This is a genomic window from Syntrophorhabdaceae bacterium, assembly GCA_036504895.1.
In the GTDB taxonomy this organism is placed as follows: Bacteria; Desulfobacterota; Syntrophorhabdia; order Syntrophorhabdales; family Syntrophorhabdaceae; genus PNOM01.
In genome coordinates this window covers 34,889-52,338 of record DASXUJ010000006.1, presented here as the reverse complement: position 1 = coordinate 52,338, position 17,450 = coordinate 34,889, and the positions used below count along the sequence as shown (strand labels likewise).

Below are 17,450 nucleotides of genomic sequence, written 5' to 3'. Positions count from 1 at the left end.
AGTAGAACTCCTCACAGACCACGAGAAGGAGGGATATGTCACCATAGGCAGAGCGACTTCTTCACTGATTACCCTATAAAAATCCCCTAAAATCAGGAAACAGAGCCACGGGGAAAGTGATTGCTTCACGGGTTCCGTACTGAATGTACGGCAGAGCACCCGAGCGGACCATAGTGGTGCAGATGGGACTTTCGTCTCGTGCCAGGAGCCGGTCGACGAAGTCGACACCAAGAAAACAAAGGGTCAGGCATTATGCCTGACCCTTGATCTTGCTCTTTCCAACTCCCGCTGCCTCAGATATTTCCCTACTTTTTCGCCTCTTCCGCAAGGCGCTTTCTGATCTCCCTCTTCAGGATCTTGCCTGCGGGGCTCTTCGGGAGCTCTTCCACTATTATGTACTCCTTGGGGACCTTGAATGGGGAGAGACGGCTTTTCAGGTATGCCTTCAGCTCATCCTTCACTATTGTTTTGCCTTCCTTTGCCACCATTACGGCTGCTACCTTCTCTCCCCACTGGGGGTCGGGCAGCCCGATTACCGCGCATTCCTGCACCTCCGGTCTCGTGTAAAGGATCTCCTCCACTTCCCTCGGGTAGACGTTCTCTCCGCCGGTGATGATCAGGTCTTTTAGACGATCGACTATATAGAAATAATTCCCTTCCTTGAACAGGCCGATATCGCCTGATCTCAGCCACCCGCCTTCCCAGAAGGTATCCGCCGTTGCTTCCTCGTTATAGAGGTAGCCTTTCATTACATTTCTGCCCCTGAAGCAGATCTCCCCTTCCTGGCCCTCTCCGAGCACCTTACCCGTTGCATCCCTGATCTGCAGCTCCATACCATGGACCGGGGTGCCCACAGAGCCCACTACGTGCTTTTCCGGGTATAGATGGTTAAAGGTTACGGGAATCCCTTCCGTCATGCCGTAGGACTCCGAGATGGTGATCCCTGTCTTCTCCTTCCACTGCCTCACTACTTCGAGGGGCATGCTCGACCCTGCGGAGAAACAGTAGCGGAGTTTGCCGAGCCTCGCCTTCAGGTTCTCGACGGTCAGGAGACGGACATAGATGGTGGGCACGGCAAAAAACTTCGTGACCCTGCCTGACGAGGTCGCCTCCAGGACGGGCTCCACATCGAAGGCGGGCATGAGCTCAACGCACCCTGCGCTGTGGATCGTCGATCCCATGATATGGTTCTGACCAAAAACGTGGTTGAAGGGAAGGAAACAGAGGGCACAGTCGTCCTGGGTAGTACGCTCGCTTGCCGCTACCGCGCGGTAGGAAAAATTGATGCCTTCATGGGTGAGCATGACGCCTTTCGGCATGCCCGTGGTCCCTCCGGTATAAAGGACCGCCGCCGTATCCGCCCGGTCCCTGTCGATGGCCTTGAAATCCGCCGAGCCCGTCGCCAGAAGCCCCTCGAAATCTATATCGCCGCCCTGGCAGATCACTTTTTCGATCGTTGCGGGGGCCTTCGATCCCTTCAGATCTCCCAGCCTGAATGGATCGGCAAAGATGATGCGCGGTTTCGCATGATTGAGAAGGAGTGTCAGCTCGTCGGGCGTGAGGCCGCTCGAAAGGGTCACGGCTACCGCCCCTGCTTTGAGGACACCATAATAGAAGGTGACCCATTGGGCCGAGTTTGCGGCGCAGATGGCCACGAGCTCACCGGGTGCAACGCCAAGGTTGATGAGGCCCGTTGCGGCCTTGTTCGCCTGCTGATTAAGTGAGGCGTAGGTGAGTTCCAGCTTGCCCTCACGTATAGCCGGCCGATCCGGGAAAAAATACGCAGATGCCTCAAGATTCGTAGCGACGTTCATGGCGAGTCTCCTTGAATGGTTTTTACGAGACCGGTATTGGCAGGGCTTCCCCCTGATCCAACTTTCGGCCTCCAGAAATAATCTGTATGCTAAAATGTCTATCATGGCCCATGAATCATGTCAATAAATAGGGGAAGGCAAAAACATGAAATATGCGTTATATTATTCTAAACTATCAATCCCAAAGGGACGGCATGACTGAAAAAGAAGAAATAGAGAGGCTTGAAAGAGAGCTGGCCGTAGCCCGCAGGCACATTGCCGATCTCGAGAATCGCGATACCGGGCAGGATTTGAGGGAGGATAACGAGCGCCTGCGAATCATATTCGATTCGATCAATGATGGGGTATTCATTCACGAATGCGATACCGGGGCCCTTGTGGACGTTAACCTCCGCGCCTGTGAAATGTACGGCTACCCCCACGATGAGGTGCTTTTGCTCAAGGCGGGAGACTCGAGCGCAGGAGAGCCGCCTTATACGGATGAAGAGGCCCATAAGAGGGTCCGCCTGGCCGCAGCAGGGGAGCCCCAACTCTTCGAATGGCTTTCGAAGCATAAATCAGGGCGCCTCTTTTGGGTGGAAGTGAGCCTCAGACGGACAACCATCGGGGGCAGGGATTTCGTCCTGGGCACGGTTCGCGATATCGCGGGACGCAAGGAGGCGGAAGATACCCTTCGCTTTGCACAATTTATCATGGACAAGGCTTCCGAGGCGGTCCACGTGATCTCCCCCGACGGCAGGCTCACCTACGTAAATGACGCCCAATGCGAGATGCTCGGATATTCGCGGGATGAGCTGCTCGGGCTCACCATCTCCGATCTCGACCGCGCATATACTCCCGAGGTACATCGCAAATTCTGGGAAAGACTGAGGCGGAAAGGAGCCCTCTCCTTCGAGACTTTTCATAAAAGGAAAAACGGGACCGAATATCCCATCGAGGTAAGGGCGAATTACCTCGTCCGTGAGGGGAAGGAGCTGAGCGTTGCCTTCAGTCACGACATTACCGAGCGAAGACTATCGGAAGAAGCGCTGAAGGAGAGCGAGGAGCGTTTCCACTCCCTCTTCCGTTATATGGCCGAAGGAGTCGCGCTCCATGAAATGGTCTATGGGGAGACGGGAAGGGCCGTCGATTACCGCATCATCGACGTGAACCCCGCATATGAAAGGCATACGGGCATTACACGCAGGACCGCAGTGGGCAGTCTCGCAAGCGATCTCTATGGGGGCGGTAGACCTCCTTACCTTTCGATCTATTCAACGGTAGCAGCCACGGGAAAGTCTTACAGCTTCGAGGCGCGCCACGAGAGCATGAAGAGGGATTTCCATGTCTCCGCCTTCTCCCCCAAAAAAGGTCGGTTCGCCACGATTTTCAATGACATCACAAGCCAGAAACGACTGGAATCCCAGCTTCGCCAAGCTCAGAAGATGGAGGCCGTAGGTACCCTTGCCGGAGGGATCGCCCACGACTTTAACAATATTTTGACCGTAATCTCAGGATACGGCTCTCTGCTCAAAATGGCGGTTGAAAATACGAGCCCTTTGAGATCCTACATAGATCCTATCCTTGCATCCACGGAAAAGGCCGCCAACCTTACCAAAAGTCTTCTCGCCTTCAGCAGGCAACAGCCCGTAAGCCTCACCTCTCTCAACTTGAACCGGGAGATCAAGGCAACCGAAAAGCTCCTGAAGAGGCTTCTTCCCGAGGACGTCGAGCTCAAAACCATTCTTGCCGCAGAAGATGTAGTGATCATGGCTGATCCTACCCAGTTGGAGCAGATCCTCTTCAACCTCGGCACGAATGCGCGGGATGCCATGCAGCGGGGTGGCGCCCTCACGATCGAGACGGGGCTCGTGGAGCTGGATGAAGATTTCATCAAGGCCTACGGCTACGGCGCCCCCGGTATGTATGCCCGCCTTTCCGTCTCCGATACGGGCCTCGGAATGGACGCCGCAACGCAGGAAAAAATCTTCGACCCTTTTTTCACCACGAAAGAGCTTGGCAAGGGCACGGGGCTCGGTCTTTCCACAGTTTACGGGGTAATGAAACAGCATAACGGATTCATCACCGTCTACAGCGAGCCGGGCGCGGGGACGACCTTCCGTCTCTATTTTCCTGCGTTGCAGTCGATGACTTTTGAAAAGAAGCCTGCGCCGCCCGAATTACGGCGGGGAAATGAGACCATTCTGGTCGCTGAAGATAACGGGGATGTACGGCGGCTTATCCGTAGCATACTCACAAAATATGGATATACGGTCTTGGAGGCAGTAGACGGTCAGGACGCGGTAGACCGGATCAGGACCACAAAGCGCATAGACCTCGTGATCCTCGATTCGGTCATGCCCAAGAAGAACGGACGGGAAGTATGGGATGAGGCGCGGACCGTGAATCCCGGCATCAGGGTAATTTTTACGAGTGGCTATACGCGGGACGTGGTGCTCGATAAGGGGATCGAGACGAAAGAGGTTGATTTCATTTCCAAGCCTATCGCCCCCGACGAGATGCTTGCTAAGGTGAGAGAGATTCTCGACAGGTAAACCCCGCCAGTACTGGTTTTCTATAGGGGATCCGCAGGAAAGGAAGGGGCTTATCGAATAAATTATAATAATATCGGTCTATTATCAAAGACATCTTCATTCCGGAAGGGCCCGATATTTCTTCAGCTCGGTCAATATGATATAATAGAATCCGGGAGCGAGCATTACATCGTCCCATGCCTTTCGTCCCATCGCGGTTTACGCGGTGTAGCCGGCCCTTAATACGCGCGTTAGGGGTCACATCCGGTTCGAATACATGAGGCACAAAGAAGATGATCTCAGAATTTGCCGCCCCACTCAGAATCGACGCGTAGTTTAAGAAAGGGCTTATGACCGGAATATCAGGCCCCACTGCAGGCAAAGGTGAATTTTTGATATGAAAAAAATCGCAGAGAGTGTAATGGCAATTACTCCTGAAGAAATAGAATTTCAAGCGCCTTCTTCTGAAAAGATATCGTCTTCGGACACGGGTGAGATATCACCTGCGGAAGTTGTCGTTGCAGCAGCCGCCGCTGATGAATCATTTCAATAGGCACAGGAGCTCGAGGCGAAGGAAGACCGGAGTCAGCCGCAAGGGAAGAGAAGTGTGCCCTTCGGGGTGAAGCTTTCCAATTTGGCGGCCCCCCGTGACGACATAAAGGGGAAACTTTACCTCGAGATACTGCGCCTCTTTAGGGAATGGGCCAATGTCGACACCGGCCCGAACGGCGTGACCATGCCCTCCCTGGATTCGGTGAGAAAGGCCATATTCCTGGGGCAGACCTTTGTGTGGCGCCGCACCGGTGTTCCCTACCGACTCGTGGTGGCGAGAGACCACCTCGCCTACAGCGATGCCGGTTATGACAAGATAGATTATATAATCTTTATTTATGCGGAAGTAAATTATACAAAGACCACCCGGAACGCAAAGGATTATGAGGCCGCAAAAGAGACAGCCCTGGAGTTCCGCGATCTGGTGGACACTTTCCTCGTCCGTGCGGGAGTAGCCGAAGAGCTGAAAGCCTACGAATTCAGGCTCGGAAGCAACGGATAGGCACGACCCCGGAGCCTGAGCGGCCTTAAGGGTCAAGGCCTCCTCTCCCTGAACCTCTTTCTTCGGAGGAAAATTCATCGGAGCAATTACGAACCAGACACTTTCACATACATCACAATTCTCGCAAAGTTCCCGCTCCAAGCCCTGTCATCTCTGCTCCTTTTAACCAATGCCTTCTTTCTTGCCGGAGACGGATTAGTTACATTCCGCGAATTGTTTTATAAGTTTCCTTTTGAGATATTTAGGTGTAGTATTAGGTGTCCCCCTTGAGGGCAATAAATGATCCGGAAGATGGACGAACTACCCGAGACGCTTTACCATGCCTGCATTAACTGGAAAAACAGCCTCATCTGTGGAGAAAAGCCCTATCTTGTTGCAAAAGGAAAATATGATGATGAGAGGCAGTAGGATCAATGGATTCGTGTGTTTTTGCTTTGTTCTTATTCTGACCGCCGGCTTCACCCTGGGGGCCCTGGAAGCGTTCGCCCTGACGCCCTATGATACAATGACAGGCGAGCTTATCAAATCCGATAAGTGGCTCTCCTACGAGAATGTGCGTGTCATTGACATGAAAACCGGCGATGGGAGGATGCACCTCGGCGTCAGAAGCGCCGCCCTCTCGACCCAGCCGGTGTTGAGCGCCCTCACCTTCGTAAATCCTTCGGAAAAGACGAAATTCGGGGCGACCATTACTCCCAAGGACCATTTCAATCCGACCACCGGGGATGGTCCTCATACCATGGCCGCCGTGGGGGGAATCTTCTACAACAGCTCCGACTCCACCGACTGCACGAACGATGTACTCGGCCAGGTGGGGATAGGGAATCCCTCCTACACCGAGAGCGGGCAGATTCTCTATTGGAACGTGGTGAGATTCACCAACTCGGATTGCACGGAAACCCAAGTGTTGCAAGGGGGCGCCTTTGACGGCGCCGTGACGGTGGGGACTCCCTACCCCGTGACCATCGAGTGGGACGGCACCACGATGACCTTCACCTATAACAGCGAGACTCACACCTTCACGCCCGGCGGGACGAGAAACCCTCCCAACTCCTCGTTTAAAGGGCTCCTTACGCGTGTGTCTAATAATGCGGGCAAGGAGGCCTATATCGCCGCCTATTTTGACAACGTCTATGCAAACGGCCCCGGCGGCTACGTTCTCTACGACGACTTTGGGTCCGATCCGATCGACCAGTCCAAATGGACTACCTACGAGTTTGTCAGGAAGCTCAAGGCCGACGACAGGCACCTCATCCTGCTGGCCCGGGGCACCACGGACTCCGCCACCTATACCGCGAACCTCCTCCCGATAAAAGACCCTGACTCCGTATGGGCCATTCAGGCGACTGTACGGGCCCCCATACTCGACTACACCACAAATACTCTGGGTCATGCCATAGTCGGCGTAGGGGGCCGGTTTTTTAACGACGGCACCCTGGGCGACGGTTATATCGGCGATATCGGCGCATTCGTACGGCTCCAATCCATGGCGGACGGGAGCAAAATATGCCGCTGGAAGGTAACCCGTTTCGTAGGTTCGACCGATTATGACCAGGAGGAGATCTCGAAGGGCGAGCTGGGCGCCGTCTCGATTACCGGCTCCTACAGACTCTCCGTAACCTGGGACGGAACAAAATTCGTGTTTGCGGGAGGCGGCAAGACCGGCTCCTTCGTGGTGCCCTCTGAATTACTAGTGAGCGCCGTCCCTGCCAAAGGGCCCATGAAGGCCCTCTACAGCGCCATCACCCGGCCTGAGGTGGACGGGACGGCAATGGGCTATTTCACCAATGTGAGCATTGGGACAGGGACCGTCCCGCGCTTTCTCGATGTGGGGGTAACAGGAAGCGGTACCGTAAAGGGCAGCCCCCCGGGCATAAACTGCACCGCTTCGGGCGCTCAATGTGCCCAGGCGTTCCAGACCGGCAAAATTGTGAACCTCACCGCAAGGGCGGGCACGGGATACGTGTTCGAGACATGGGGAGGGGCCTGTTCCGGTACGAGACCGACCTGCGCGGTGACCATGGATAATTCAAAGTCAGTGACAGCTGTTTTCTCTTCCAACCCCACCCTTTCGGTCGCCCCGGTGACGAGGAACTTCGGAAGTGTAAAGGCAGGCACCGTAAAATCGGTCACCGCCCTCTTTACCGTACGGAACAAGACGACGAAAGGGTTCGCCAATCTGGCAATCGCTTCCGTGAATCTTACGGGAGCCACCCCGGATTACACCCTTACGGCGAACACGTGCGACGGCGCTACCCTTCAGGCCAACAAGACATGCACGTTTAAGGTGGTCTTTCAACCGCCAACTGCGTCTGATGCTCCCAAGACCGCCCAGATTACCTTCACCTCCAACGACCCCGCCGCTTCTCCGACGGTGACGCTCACGGGGAAGGGAATCCAATAAGTAAACCGGTCAAAACTTCCCATACGTGACGGGGCGCGGCAGGAAAAAAATTCTGCCGCGCCCCGTCACATTTTAACTTAAGCCATTTCAGGCATGGACTTTCTTCTCCTTCTGGAGCCGCCTCTTCTCCTCATCCCTGATCTCCCTCCTTAAGAGCTTCCCCACTTTCGACTTGGGCAGCATATCCCTGAACTCAATGTAATGGGGGATCTTATAGGGCGCGAGGCGGTCCCTGCACCATTTCGTGAGCTCGCTGCTGCCCACGCCTTTGGCATCTTCTTTCAATACCACGATCGCCTTGATTCGCTCGCCCACCCGCGGGTCGGGAATGCCTACCGCGCACGCGCCTATCACCGTCGGGTGGTCCTGGAGGACCGCCTCGATCTCGGAGGCCGATATACGGTATGCCTTATACTTGATCGTATCTGCCGTCCTCTCCACAAACTCGAGCTCCCCGTCCTCGTTCATCTTCATGAAATCGCCCATACGGTAATAGATGTCCCCGTTTAAGGCCACGAAGGAGCGCTCCGTCTCCTCCGGTTTTTTCCAGTAGCTCTTGATCGTATAGGGCGAGGTGACCATAAGCTCGCCTACTTCGCCCTGCGCCACCGGCTCCATCGTGACCTGATCGCCCAGGATGCATTTCCTCGACCGAAGCGGTGAGCCCACCACGGTCGGCTTCGGCTCCTTATCGAGAAGGCTGTAGGTCACGTGGCCCACCTCGGTCGACCCATAGACCTGATAGATGGGCACCCCATATTTCGCCTTCCAGGTTTTGTAGACCTCGGCAGGCAATACGTCTCCCCCGCAGTAGCAGAATTTGAGGGACGAGAGGTCGTACTGGTCGACCCTGTCGTTTTCGAGGATCATGCGGTAGAGGGCAGGGACGCCCAGCATCCACCCCACCTTGTACCGTTCTATTGCCTTCAGGGTAGGGTCGACCTCGGGGGTCGGCATGAGGATCACCTTGTTCCCGAAATTGAACCCGAAGGCGATGGTGAAGCCTTTTGCCATGATATGGAAAAGGGGATTCACCATGAGCACCGTCTCCTTCGACTCGGTCATGTGGCCCGGAAGCAGGTCCCCCATGATATCCCTGATATAGGAGACCTCGCCCATGTGACTTCCCGGCACCCCCTTGGGAAAACCCGTGGTGCCTCCTGTGTACATGATATAGGCAAGGTCCGTCCACGGATTGATCTCGATCTTGGGCGGCTTCGGCCAATTCTCTTTGATAAGCTGCCAGAAAGAGTAGACCTCGTTGCCTTTTTCTATCTTTCCATGGGGAATCTTGTCGAAGAGCCGTCCCACCACCTGTTTCCACATGGGGATCAGCTCCACGAGGTTGGTGATGATGACGCGCTCGAGGTGGGTCTTTCTCATGACCTCCCTGATGTAGACGAAGTTCGTGTCGAGGCAGATCACGGTCTTTATGTCCGCATCTTCGATCATGTACTCGATCTCATAAGCCGTATAGATGGGCGACACGGGAACCATGACCGCACCGATCTTGTTGATGGCGAAATTTGCGATGATCCACTGCGGGCAGTTGGGGATGTAGAGCATGACCCGGTCCTGGGGCCTGACCCCGATCTTCGCGAGGCCCGCGGCAAACCGGTCGATGAGCATGGTCAGCCTTCCGTAGCTGAAGCGCTCCCCCAGGTAATAGAGTGCCGTGTTTCCCGGCTCCTTCTCGCACATCTCGTCAAAACGGGAAAAGGTATATTCTTCCTTGTAGAGTTCCATCATCAGGCTCCTTTATACCCCAAAATATGCGGATTTTACATCCGGGTTGTCGAGCAGCTCCTCCTTCGTCCCTGAGAGCACACTCGAGCCGTTCTCCAGAATATAGCCCCTGTCGATGATGGGGATCACCGGCCGGGCGTACTGCTCCGTCACGATGATGGTAATCCCCTTGGTGTCCCTTATGGCCCTTGTCCCATTCACCACGATATCCTGGTAGGCCGGCGAGAGGCCGAGGAGCGGCTCGTCGAGAAGGAGTATCTTGGGATGGGCCATGAGGGCCCTCCCGATGGCGAGCATCTGCTGCTCCCCTCCACTCAAGAACCCTCCCTGTCGGGAGAGGTGGTCTTTCAGCCTGGGAAAAAGGTCGAGGACATATTCCAGGTTCTCCTTCGTCTCTTTCCGGGTGGAGAGGTAGGCCCCGATCTTCAGGTTCTCGAGGACCGAGCTTTCGGGAAAGATGCGTCTCCTCTCGGGACAGAGGACGATGCCGAGCCTCGCCCTCTCGTGGGGTTTGACTTTTGTGATATCCACCCCGTCGAGGAAGACGCCCCCGTAAAGGGATATCCTCTCTCCGCCGCGCATCTCTTCCTTTTTTCTGATATCGATGATAATCCCGGAGAGGGCGTACATGAGGGTGCTTTTCCCCGCGCTGTTCGACCCGAAGATGCCGATGATGGATCCCTCTTCGCAGGCGAGGCTCACGTTATTGAGGGCGAGCATGTTTTCGTAGAATACCATCAGTTCGCGGCCTTCAAACATGGCTACACCTCCTCGCTTCCGAGATAGGCTTCCCTAACCCGTTTATCCTGGATGACCTCCGTGTAATCTCCCTCCGCGATCTTTTCCCCGAAATTGAGGGCCATTACCCGGTCGGCCACCCTGAAAAGCTCTCTCAGTCTGTGCTCCACCATGATAAGGGTGATGCCGTCCATCTTGAGCTTCTCTATGAGCGGCAGCATTCCGGCGATCTCGCTCATGCTCAAGCCCGAGAACACCTCATCGCAGAAAATCACATCGGGTCTGAGCGCCATGCACCTCGCCAGCTCGAGCCTCTTCTGATATCCCGTGGGCAGCGTGGAGGCCAGCTTATAGGGGACCCTCGAATCTCGCTCGAAGCCGATCTCTTCCAGTATGTCGACTGCCACCGTGTCCCTGTCGCCGTGCCTGCCTCCCCCGCGCCATCCTCCGAGTTTCTTCGCCCGGGGAGACCACAGGGGGATGATGAGGTTCTTGTAGGCGGGCAGCGAATAATAGGGCCTCATAATCTGAAAGGTCCTCGCCACGCCGATGCGGGCTATCTTATGGGCGGGCCATCGGGTGATATCCTCGTCCCTGAGCGCGACCCGTCCCGCGTCCGGTTTGATGAACCCCGTAATGCAGTTGATCAGCGTCGTCTTGCCCGAGCCGTTCGGCCCTATGATGCCGTAAATCTCGCCCTGGTACACGTCGAAGCTGACGTCCATGAGGGCCTTTAAGCCCCCGAAGGACTTGGAGATACCGTGGGTGGAGAGAATGACGGTTTGGCTCATACCTTCACCAACCTTTCGAACTGGTGGTACTTCCTCTGGAGATAGACCATGAGCCCCTCGCTCTTGAATACGATAAAGCCCGTGAGCGCCGCGCAATAGATCACGATCCTGAAGGTGCCGAAGAACCTCAGGAATTCAGAGAGGGGGACGAGGATGAAACAGCCTATCACGGCCCCCACCAGGGTTCCTCCCCCGCCCATCACCACCGCGGCGATAGGGATAATGGAGAAGTCGAGGGCGAAGAGCGAGAGGCCCGCCCACATGTAGAGATGGGCGATGTAGGCCCCGCTGAAGCACCCCATAAAAGCGGCGATGAATACGGCGAGTGATTTCATGGAAGTCACGTTGATGCCCGAGGCCCTCACCGACTGGTCGTTGTCCTTGACGCCCCGGAGCACGAGGCCGAGGTCCTCGTTTACGAGCCGCCTCATGCCGAAGAGGGCGAGGAGCATGACGATGATGATCATATACTGCTCCGTGTAGTCTCCCGGAAAGCTGTCGACCCCCGATATGCCGTTCGTCCCCCCGAGGATGTCGAAAGCCTCGATGATTCTCGACAGGAGGATGGGATAAAGAAGGGTGACGATGGCAAAATAGACGCCCCTCAAAGGAAGGCACGGCAAGATGAGTAAGGTACAGACGCCGGCGCCGCACACGGTGGCCAGCGGAATGGAGAGAAAGATGGGCAAGGAGAGATAGACGTTGAATATAGCGGTGAGATAGCCCCCCACGCCGATAAACAGGGCGCCGCCCAGGCAGACGAGACCCACATAATTCGCCAGAAAATCAAAGGCCAGGGCAAGTATGGCGTAGACGCACATGATATTGACCACCCGTTTCCAGTAGGGTGCGAGCTCGAGGACCAGGGGCAAAGCCAGCACCCCTACAATAAGCAGCAGCCTCGGTCCCACAAGGTATCCGATCTCTTCGAATGACGAAATGGCGTATATACCCTCGGTTCTCACCTTGAGTCCCCGGTCGATCCTTTCGTTTCGTGTCATTTCCATGGCTTACACCCTCTCTTCGAGCTGCTTCTGCTTCCCGAATATGCCGGAAGGCTTGACGAGGAGCGTTACGATGATGGCGAGAAGGGCCACGACCATGAGGAAATGGGTCGAGACGAGGGTCTCGGTGAGGATCTGGGCGAAGCCGATGATGAAGGAGGCAACGATAGTCCCGCTCCAACTCCCCAGGCCCCCTATGATGCAGACCGCCACCGCGAAGATGAGCACGTTATACCCCTGCTCCACCACGATGTTGCCGAGAGGCAGGAGCAGGACCGCGGCGAAGGCGGCGAGTCCGGAGCCTATGGCGAGTGAGATAATGGCGGTCATGTCCGAATCGATCCCCAGCATCATGGCCGCCCTTTCGTCCTGGGCGATGCCGCGCAGGGCAAGGCCGATCTTGTTAAAGCGGGTAAAGAGAAAGAGGAGGACAAAGGTCAGAATCCCCGCCGCCACGATCAAAAGTCTTTGGTAATCGACCGCCACCCCCGCGATGGTCGTGGAGCCGTTGATAAAGACGGGAAGGGTATAGGTCATGCCCCGGAGCCCTCCCCACCGCAAACCTTCGATGATTGCGAGGCCGATGGCATAGGTGCCGATGATCTCGGAGATCTCCATACCCCTTATCCTCATGATGATGAACCGGTAGATCATGGCCCCGATAAAGCTTGTCGCCGCGATGCCGAGCAGTATGGAGACCACATAGGGAAGACCCGCCTTATTGAGGAAGATCCAGACGAGATAGCCCGCGGTGATGTAGAGCGCTCCATGGGCAAAATTCGGCAGTCGCGAGATACTGTAGACGAGCGCGAAGCCGAGGGAGAGCAGGGAGAGTACAATGCTGTTGATGATGCCGTATATGAGGATTTCCATGGGTAACCCCCTTTCAATATGCCTACTTCATCCACGGGGGCAGGAGGATCTTGCCTTCCGCGACGGAGGCGGGGAAGACTTGGACCCGCTTCCCGTTCTGCCACTGGAGGATACAGGTCACCGCGCCCTCTTTGGGGTCCATGGATGAGATTATCTGGTGCGATTTCTTGTCGAAGCGCATCCTGCCGTAGACGCCTACCATATCGAGATTCTCGAGGGCCGGGATCACCTTTTCCGCATCGATGCTTCCCGCCTTCTCGATCGCTTCTTTCAGTTGATAGACCGCCATATAGCTCGATGAAGTGCCGTACCCTTCGGGCTCGAGACCATATTTTTTATTGTAGGCATTCACGAATTTCATGGTCCACGGCGTGATCTTTGCCGGCGCGTTGCCTCCGTTGACAAGGTTCACGATGAGGTACTCCCCTTTGCCGGATGTGGCCTTCCAGAACCCCGGCTGCTCCGCCGCGTTCACGAACCCTACGGGGATCGACTTCATTTTCAGGTCACTCCACTGCTTGAGGAGCACGGCGCTCTCGGGCATGTCCATCCAGAGGAAGAGTATCTGGGCGCCCTTTTTCCCCGCGTCATGGAGACCCATGGAATAATCGACCGTCCCTGTGGGATAAATCTTCAGGTCGATTACGCTCCACCCCTTCTCGCTCAAGGCCTTTTTCATAAATTCGCCGCCTTTGCGGGCATGCTCCACATCCTGGACCATGATGTAGGCCTTATTGAAGCCGTTCGTTTTCCTCATACCTTCGAGAAGGGTGACGAACTCGGTCATCATGACTCCCGAGTGGCTCGAGTTCCGGAAGCAATATTTGTATTTTTTGTAGTTGTCTTCCACTTTTTTGTGATAGAGGGGAGTGAGCGCGCCGGTAGTCAGGATGCTCACTTTTTTGTACTTCGACAGGAGGTCCATGGCGGCAAGGGCCGCCTCCGAACGGATGGGTCCTCCTATGATAAAATCCGCTTTCTTATCGAGAACCAGTTTTTCCAGGGCAAGGAGCGCTTCACTCACAGGGACGCCTGGTTCCAGATCGCGCGTATCGATGACCTCCACTTGGAAGGGCCGCTTTTTCCCTGCCACGTTGACCCCTCCCGCGCTGTTAATCTCCTCCACCGCGAGCTTCACCCCCCGCTCCGCATCCCAACCGTAGAGAAAGGCGGTGGATAAGGGCGCTCCGATGATGATCGGTTTCTCGGCCGCGCCGGTAAAGCACGGGACCGCGCAAAAAACCAGGACCAATGCAATCGCACAGAAACCTGCTCGCTTCATAATGCCCCCTTTTTTGTCTGACCTTCTTTAAATCTCTTTTTTCCACACTTCCCCTATGCCGTGAGCCGCATCATGACCACGGGAGCAATAGTTGTGCCACTATCGGTTCATAAGGGATATTCTTCTGATTACGAGGGGTTAAGGTAGTAATATGTGAGGAAATGCGTGGGTGTGATGAAAAATATTATCTAAAATTGAAAGAATTTTTCACATCTCCTTTCTTTGGACAGGTCCGGGGGCAGACCCGGTGATACCGTAGGTCTTGAGTTTCTGGCGTAGCGTGGGCCTGGTGATGCCCAGAAGGGCGCAGGACTTGCCGAAATGCCAGTGGGTGCGGTTCAGGATCGAGATAATATGCTCCCTCTCCACGTCGCCGAGACTCTGCTCAATACCCTGTGCCGTCTCCCGACCCGGATGAGGTGTTGATTTCTTGCCGAGCATGGGACCCACCGACTCTTCCATAATGCAATCGCCCTGTGTCTTGATGGCCGCATGGGTGAGGACGTTCTCCAGCTCCCGCACGTTTCCCGGCCAGTCATATGTCCTCATTCTGCTTATGGCCTTCTCCTCTACCTTGGTGATATCTTTTCTGAGGTCCCGGTTGATGCGCCGGAGAATGTGGGCTACCAGGAGCGGAATATCCGCCTTCCTTTCCCTGAGAGAGGGCACTTTGATGGTAGCAACGCTCAGCCTGTAATAGAGGTCCTTCCTGAACAGCCCCGATTCCGCCATATTCCACAGGTCTTTATTCGTAGCGGCGATCACTCGCGCGTCAGACTTGATCTTCCTCTCTCCCCCCAGGCGCTCGATCTCTTTCTCCTGGAGGAACCGGAGGAGCTTCGACTGAAGCTCGAAGGGGATCTCCCCGATCTCGTCGAGAAAAATAGTCCCTGCTCCGGCCAGCTCGAATTTCCCCTTCCGGGCCGTGACGGCGCCCGTAAACGCCCCCTTCTCGTGGCCGAAAAGCTCGCTCTCCAGGAGGGGCCCCACGATGGTGGAGCAGCTTATCGCCCGGAAAGGGTGGTGCTTGTACGGGCTGTTGCAGTGGATCGCCCGGGCGATCAGCTCCTTGCCCGTTCCCGTCTCGCCCTCGATAAGGACGGTGACCCTGTTATCCGAAAGGACCCCGATGGTCTTGAAAATCTCTTTCATCGACCTGTCTCTCCCCACCAGCTTGCCCTCCGCGTAGGGAAGGGAGCAATCGACGGCGAGGTCGTCGCAGCGGCACGGCGTATCGAGTGATTTCAGGGCCTTGTCGATCGCCCGCTCGAGCTCGTCGGCATCGAGCGGCTTGGCGATATAATCGAAAGCCCCCCGCTTGACCGCTTTGATCGTGATATCCATATCGTGGAAGGCCGTAATGATGATAATATTCTTCCTGCCCTGGCCGACCAGCGTCTGGAGCACGTCGAGACCGTTCATATCGGGAAGCCTTATGTCGAGGATAATGACATGGGGATCGAAAAGGGTGCATTGGCGCAACCCCTCGGCCGCGGACATGGCTGAGGCCGTGGCATACCCTTTTTCGGAGAGAAACATCTCCAGGGACTCGAGGAGCGCCCGCTCGTCATCGATAATGAGGATCCGCTTCTCCTTCACGTTGCCTCCTTGAGAGGTATGGTAAGGCTCACCCGGGTTCCATGGGGTTTTACGTTGGTTATGGTCCCTGTCCCTCCGTGGGCCTCGATTATCCTTTTGACATTTGAAAGCCCGAGCCCCGTGCCCTTTTTCTTGTTGCTGAAAAAGGGGTCGAACACATAAGGGAGGTCCTCCTTGCTGATGCCGGGTCCGTCGTCGGTGATGTCGATCCTGAGCGCCGCGGGTCTGCCCCTGGTCCTGCCCGTGGCGACCTCTATATTTCCCCCTTCTGTAAGGGCATCGATCGCATTGAGAAGGACGTTGATGAATCCCTGCTCGATCTTTTCCTGATCGAGGCCCGTCTCGGGAACAGTCCCTGTGTACCGCTTCTTCACGGTGATCCCCTTTTCCCTGATCCTCTCATCCATGACGTCGAGACAGGCATCCATCACCGTGTTTATTGAAAGGGAACGCAGGTTTAGCCTTAAAGGCCTGGCAAAATCGAGCATCTCATCGAGAATCCGCTCGAGGCGTGAGATTTCATGGACGATAATCTCCATTCGTCTCTTGTTGTTCCCGTCGAGGGCCGCGTTCTTGAGGATAATCTGGCTGTTCATCTTGACCGATGAAAGGGGGTTTCTGATCTCATGGGCAAGGGATGTGGTCAGCTTTCCGATATGGGCGAGACGCTCCGATTCCCTGATCCTCTTCTCCGTCTCCATGCGCTCCGTAATGTCCCTGCAGATGCCTGCCACGGCAAATTCGCCCCGGTAGAGAATCCTCTTCACCTTGTTCTCCGTAGGCAGGACATCGCCGTTCTTGTGACGGCGCAGATAGACGTAAAGGTCGTCCGTATCCTCGCCAGTCATCCTTTTCTCGTAAAGCCTCTGCACCGTGGGAAGGGATTTGGCGGCCACGATCTCCGTATAGGCCTTCCCGACGATCTCATTGGGCTCATAGCCGTGGAGGTCGCAGAACGCCTGGTTGGCGAAGACGATATGGCCTGCCTGATTCACGAAGTAGCCGTCATTGATCTCTTCCACGAGGACCCTGTATTTCGACTCCGATTCCCCGAGCTCCCTGGTCCTCTTCTCCACCTCCCGCTCGAGGCCCTGGGCATGCTCTCTGATCTCTTTCTCATGGAGGGATTGATAATAGTTGCTGAATTTCTTTATCGTGTAGAGAAGGCAGTCGTTCGTCCGCTCCAGGGCATCCCGCAGGTCCTCCCCCTCAAGCTGGTGGAGAAGGATAGGCACCAGAACGGTCCGGTAAAGGTCGTAGGCATGCTGCACCTCGGAGAGGGAAAAACCCCCTTCGAGCCTGATGTTGGTAATCCACTCGATATGGGCATCAACCCTCGACCTGTCGCCATGGACCAGAGCGGTGTGGATCGCGTCATTCGCCGCGGCCACGGTGCTGAATAGCTCCGCGACAGGCCTTCGGCTATACTTCTCACTCACCGCGCCATGGAGGCGGTCCACCCACGTTTCAATGATCTGCCTGCGAAAATCAGTGAGGATCTCCGAAAGATCCATAGTAGTGATAATAGCCCATGAAAAGAAAATGTCAAGTGATTATGGCAACTTCTCGTTCGCACTCCGCGGTTGCGGCTCTTCCGATTGTATCCAGTGTCCGGACCGGGACCACTCCTCC

Annotated in this window: 14 protein-coding genes; 5 read left to right on the top strand and 9 right to left on the bottom strand. The window is 55.7% G+C overall.

Going from position 1 to position 17,450, the window contains the following annotated elements; all coding sequences use genetic code 11:
• Window positions 1–305 precede the first annotated feature (305 nt).
• The gene (locus VGJ94_00805; protein HEY3275132.1) at window positions 306–1,814 is read right to left on the bottom strand and encodes an AMP-binding protein; all 1,509 of its coding nucleotides are present in this window, start codon (window positions 1,812–1,814) and stop codon (window positions 306–308) included.
• A gap of 194 nt (window positions 1,815–2,008) precedes the next feature.
• Between VGJ94_00805 and VGJ94_00800 the strand changes: the two genes are divergently transcribed.
• The 5 genes from VGJ94_00800 to VGJ94_00780 all read left to right on the top strand — a co-directional run bounded on the left by VGJ94_00800 (window position 2,009) and on the right by VGJ94_00780 (window position 7,785).
• The gene (locus tag VGJ94_00800; GenBank protein HEY3275131.1) at window positions 2,009–4,348 is read left to right on the top strand and encodes a PAS domain S-box protein; all 2,340 of its coding nucleotides are present in this window, start codon (window positions 2,009–2,011) and stop codon (window positions 4,346–4,348) included.
• Window positions 4,349–4,724: 376 nt separating this feature from the next.
• Window positions 4,725–4,880: a hypothetical protein gene (locus VGJ94_00795; protein HEY3275130.1), complete on the top strand. Its 156-nt coding sequence runs from the start codon at window positions 4,725–4,727 to the stop codon at window positions 4,878–4,880.
• Between the two features lie 54 nt (window positions 4,881–4,934).
• A complete protein-coding gene (locus VGJ94_00790; protein HEY3275129.1) occupies window positions 4,935–5,381 on the top strand; it encodes a hypothetical protein in 447 nt (148 codons plus the stop codon).
• A 279-nt stretch (window positions 5,382–5,660) separates the two neighbouring features.
• Entirely contained in the window at window positions 5,661–5,789 is a 129-nt protein-coding gene (locus VGJ94_00785; protein HEY3275128.1) for a hypothetical protein, read from the top strand.
• A complete protein-coding gene (locus tag VGJ94_00780; protein ID HEY3275127.1) occupies window positions 5,773–7,785 on the top strand; it encodes a hypothetical protein in 2,013 nt (670 codons plus the stop codon). Before VGJ94_00785 ends, VGJ94_00780 begins: the two co-directional genes overlap by 17 nt.
• An 87-nt stretch (window positions 7,786–7,872) precedes the next feature.
• Here the strand turns inward: VGJ94_00780 and VGJ94_00775 are convergent, their stop codons facing one another.
• From VGJ94_00775 to VGJ94_00740, 8 genes are all read right to left on the bottom strand, one after another.
• Window positions 7,873–9,534: an AMP-binding protein gene (locus VGJ94_00775; protein ID HEY3275126.1), complete on the bottom strand. Its 1,662-nt coding sequence runs from the start codon at window positions 9,532–9,534 to the stop codon at window positions 7,873–7,875.
• Between the two features lie 9 nt (window positions 9,535–9,543).
• Window positions 9,544–10,290 (bottom strand): ATP-binding cassette domain-containing protein, encoded by a 747-nt coding sequence (locus VGJ94_00770; GenBank protein HEY3275125.1) that lies wholly within the window; start codon window positions 10,288–10,290, stop codon window positions 9,544–9,546.
• Window positions 10,291–10,292: 2 nt separating this feature from the next.
• Complete coding sequence (locus VGJ94_00765) at window positions 10,293–11,060, bottom strand: ABC transporter ATP-binding protein (GenBank protein ID HEY3275124.1); 768 nt, start codon at window positions 11,058–11,060, stop codon at window positions 10,293–10,295.
• The gene (locus tag VGJ94_00760) at window positions 11,057–12,067 is read right to left on the bottom strand and encodes a branched-chain amino acid ABC transporter permease (protein HEY3275123.1); all 1,011 of its coding nucleotides are present in this window, start codon (window positions 12,065–12,067) and stop codon (window positions 11,057–11,059) included. The genes VGJ94_00765 and VGJ94_00760 overlap by 4 nt, the downstream gene beginning before the upstream one ends.
• 3 nt (window positions 12,068–12,070) lie before the next feature.
• Complete coding sequence (locus VGJ94_00755; GenBank protein HEY3275122.1) at window positions 12,071–12,937, bottom strand: branched-chain amino acid ABC transporter permease; 867 nt, start codon at window positions 12,935–12,937, stop codon at window positions 12,071–12,073.
• Window positions 12,938–12,959: 22 nt separating this feature from the next.
• Window positions 12,960–14,219, bottom strand: coding sequence for an ABC transporter substrate-binding protein (locus VGJ94_00750; GenBank protein HEY3275121.1), 1,260 nt, complete (start codon window positions 14,217–14,219; stop codon window positions 12,960–12,962).
• Between the two features lie 207 nt (window positions 14,220–14,426).
• Window positions 14,427–15,818 carry a sigma-54 dependent transcriptional regulator gene (locus VGJ94_00745; protein ID HEY3275120.1) on the bottom strand — a complete coding sequence of 464 codons (1,392 nt, stop codon included), beginning with the start codon at window positions 15,816–15,818 and terminating at the stop codon, window positions 14,427–14,429.
• A complete protein-coding gene (locus VGJ94_00740; GenBank protein ID HEY3275119.1) occupies window positions 15,815–17,332 on the bottom strand; it encodes an ATP-binding protein in 1,518 nt (505 codons plus the stop codon). The genes VGJ94_00745 and VGJ94_00740 overlap by 4 nt, the downstream gene beginning before the upstream one ends.
• Window positions 17,333–17,450: the final 118 nt, after the last annotated feature.

Coding starts and splice junctions, on each gene's coding strand:
- VGJ94_00805 (HEY3275132.1), bottom strand. CDS start 1,814: ATGAACGTCGCTACGAATCTTGAGGCATCTGCGTATTTTTTCCCGGAT.
- VGJ94_00800 (HEY3275131.1), top strand. CDS start 2,009: ATGACTGAAAAAGAAGAAATAGAGAGGCTTGAAAGAGAGCTGGCCGTA.
- VGJ94_00795 (HEY3275130.1), top strand. CDS start 4,725: ATGAAAAAAATCGCAGAGAGTGTAATGGCAATTACTCCTGAAGAAATA.
- VGJ94_00785 (HEY3275128.1), top strand. CDS start 5,661: ATGATCCGGAAGATGGACGAACTACCCGAGACGCTTTACCATGCCTGC.
- VGJ94_00780 (HEY3275127.1), top strand. CDS start 5,773: ATGATGAGAGGCAGTAGGATCAATGGATTCGTGTGTTTTTGCTTTGTT.
- VGJ94_00775 (HEY3275126.1), bottom strand. CDS start 9,534: ATGATGGAACTCTACAAGGAAGAATATACCTTTTCCCGTTTTGACGAG.
- VGJ94_00770 (HEY3275125.1), bottom strand. CDS start 10,290: ATGTTTGAAGGCCGCGAACTGATGGTATTCTACGAAAACATGCTCGCC.
- VGJ94_00765 (HEY3275124.1), bottom strand. CDS start 11,060: ATGAGCCAAACCGTCATTCTCTCCACCCACGGTATCTCCAAGTCCTTC.
- VGJ94_00760 (HEY3275123.1), bottom strand. CDS start 12,067: ATGGAAATGACACGAAACGAAAGGATCGACCGGGGACTCAAGGTGAGA.
- VGJ94_00755 (HEY3275122.1), bottom strand. CDS start 12,937: ATGGAAATCCTCATATACGGCATCATCAACAGCATTGTACTCTCCCTG.
- VGJ94_00750 (HEY3275121.1), bottom strand. CDS start 14,219: ATGAAGCGAGCAGGTTTCTGTGCGATTGCATTGGTCCTGGTTTTTTGC.
- VGJ94_00740 (HEY3275119.1), bottom strand. CDS start 17,332: ATGGATCTTTCGGAGATCCTCACTGATTTTCGCAGGCAGATCATTGAA.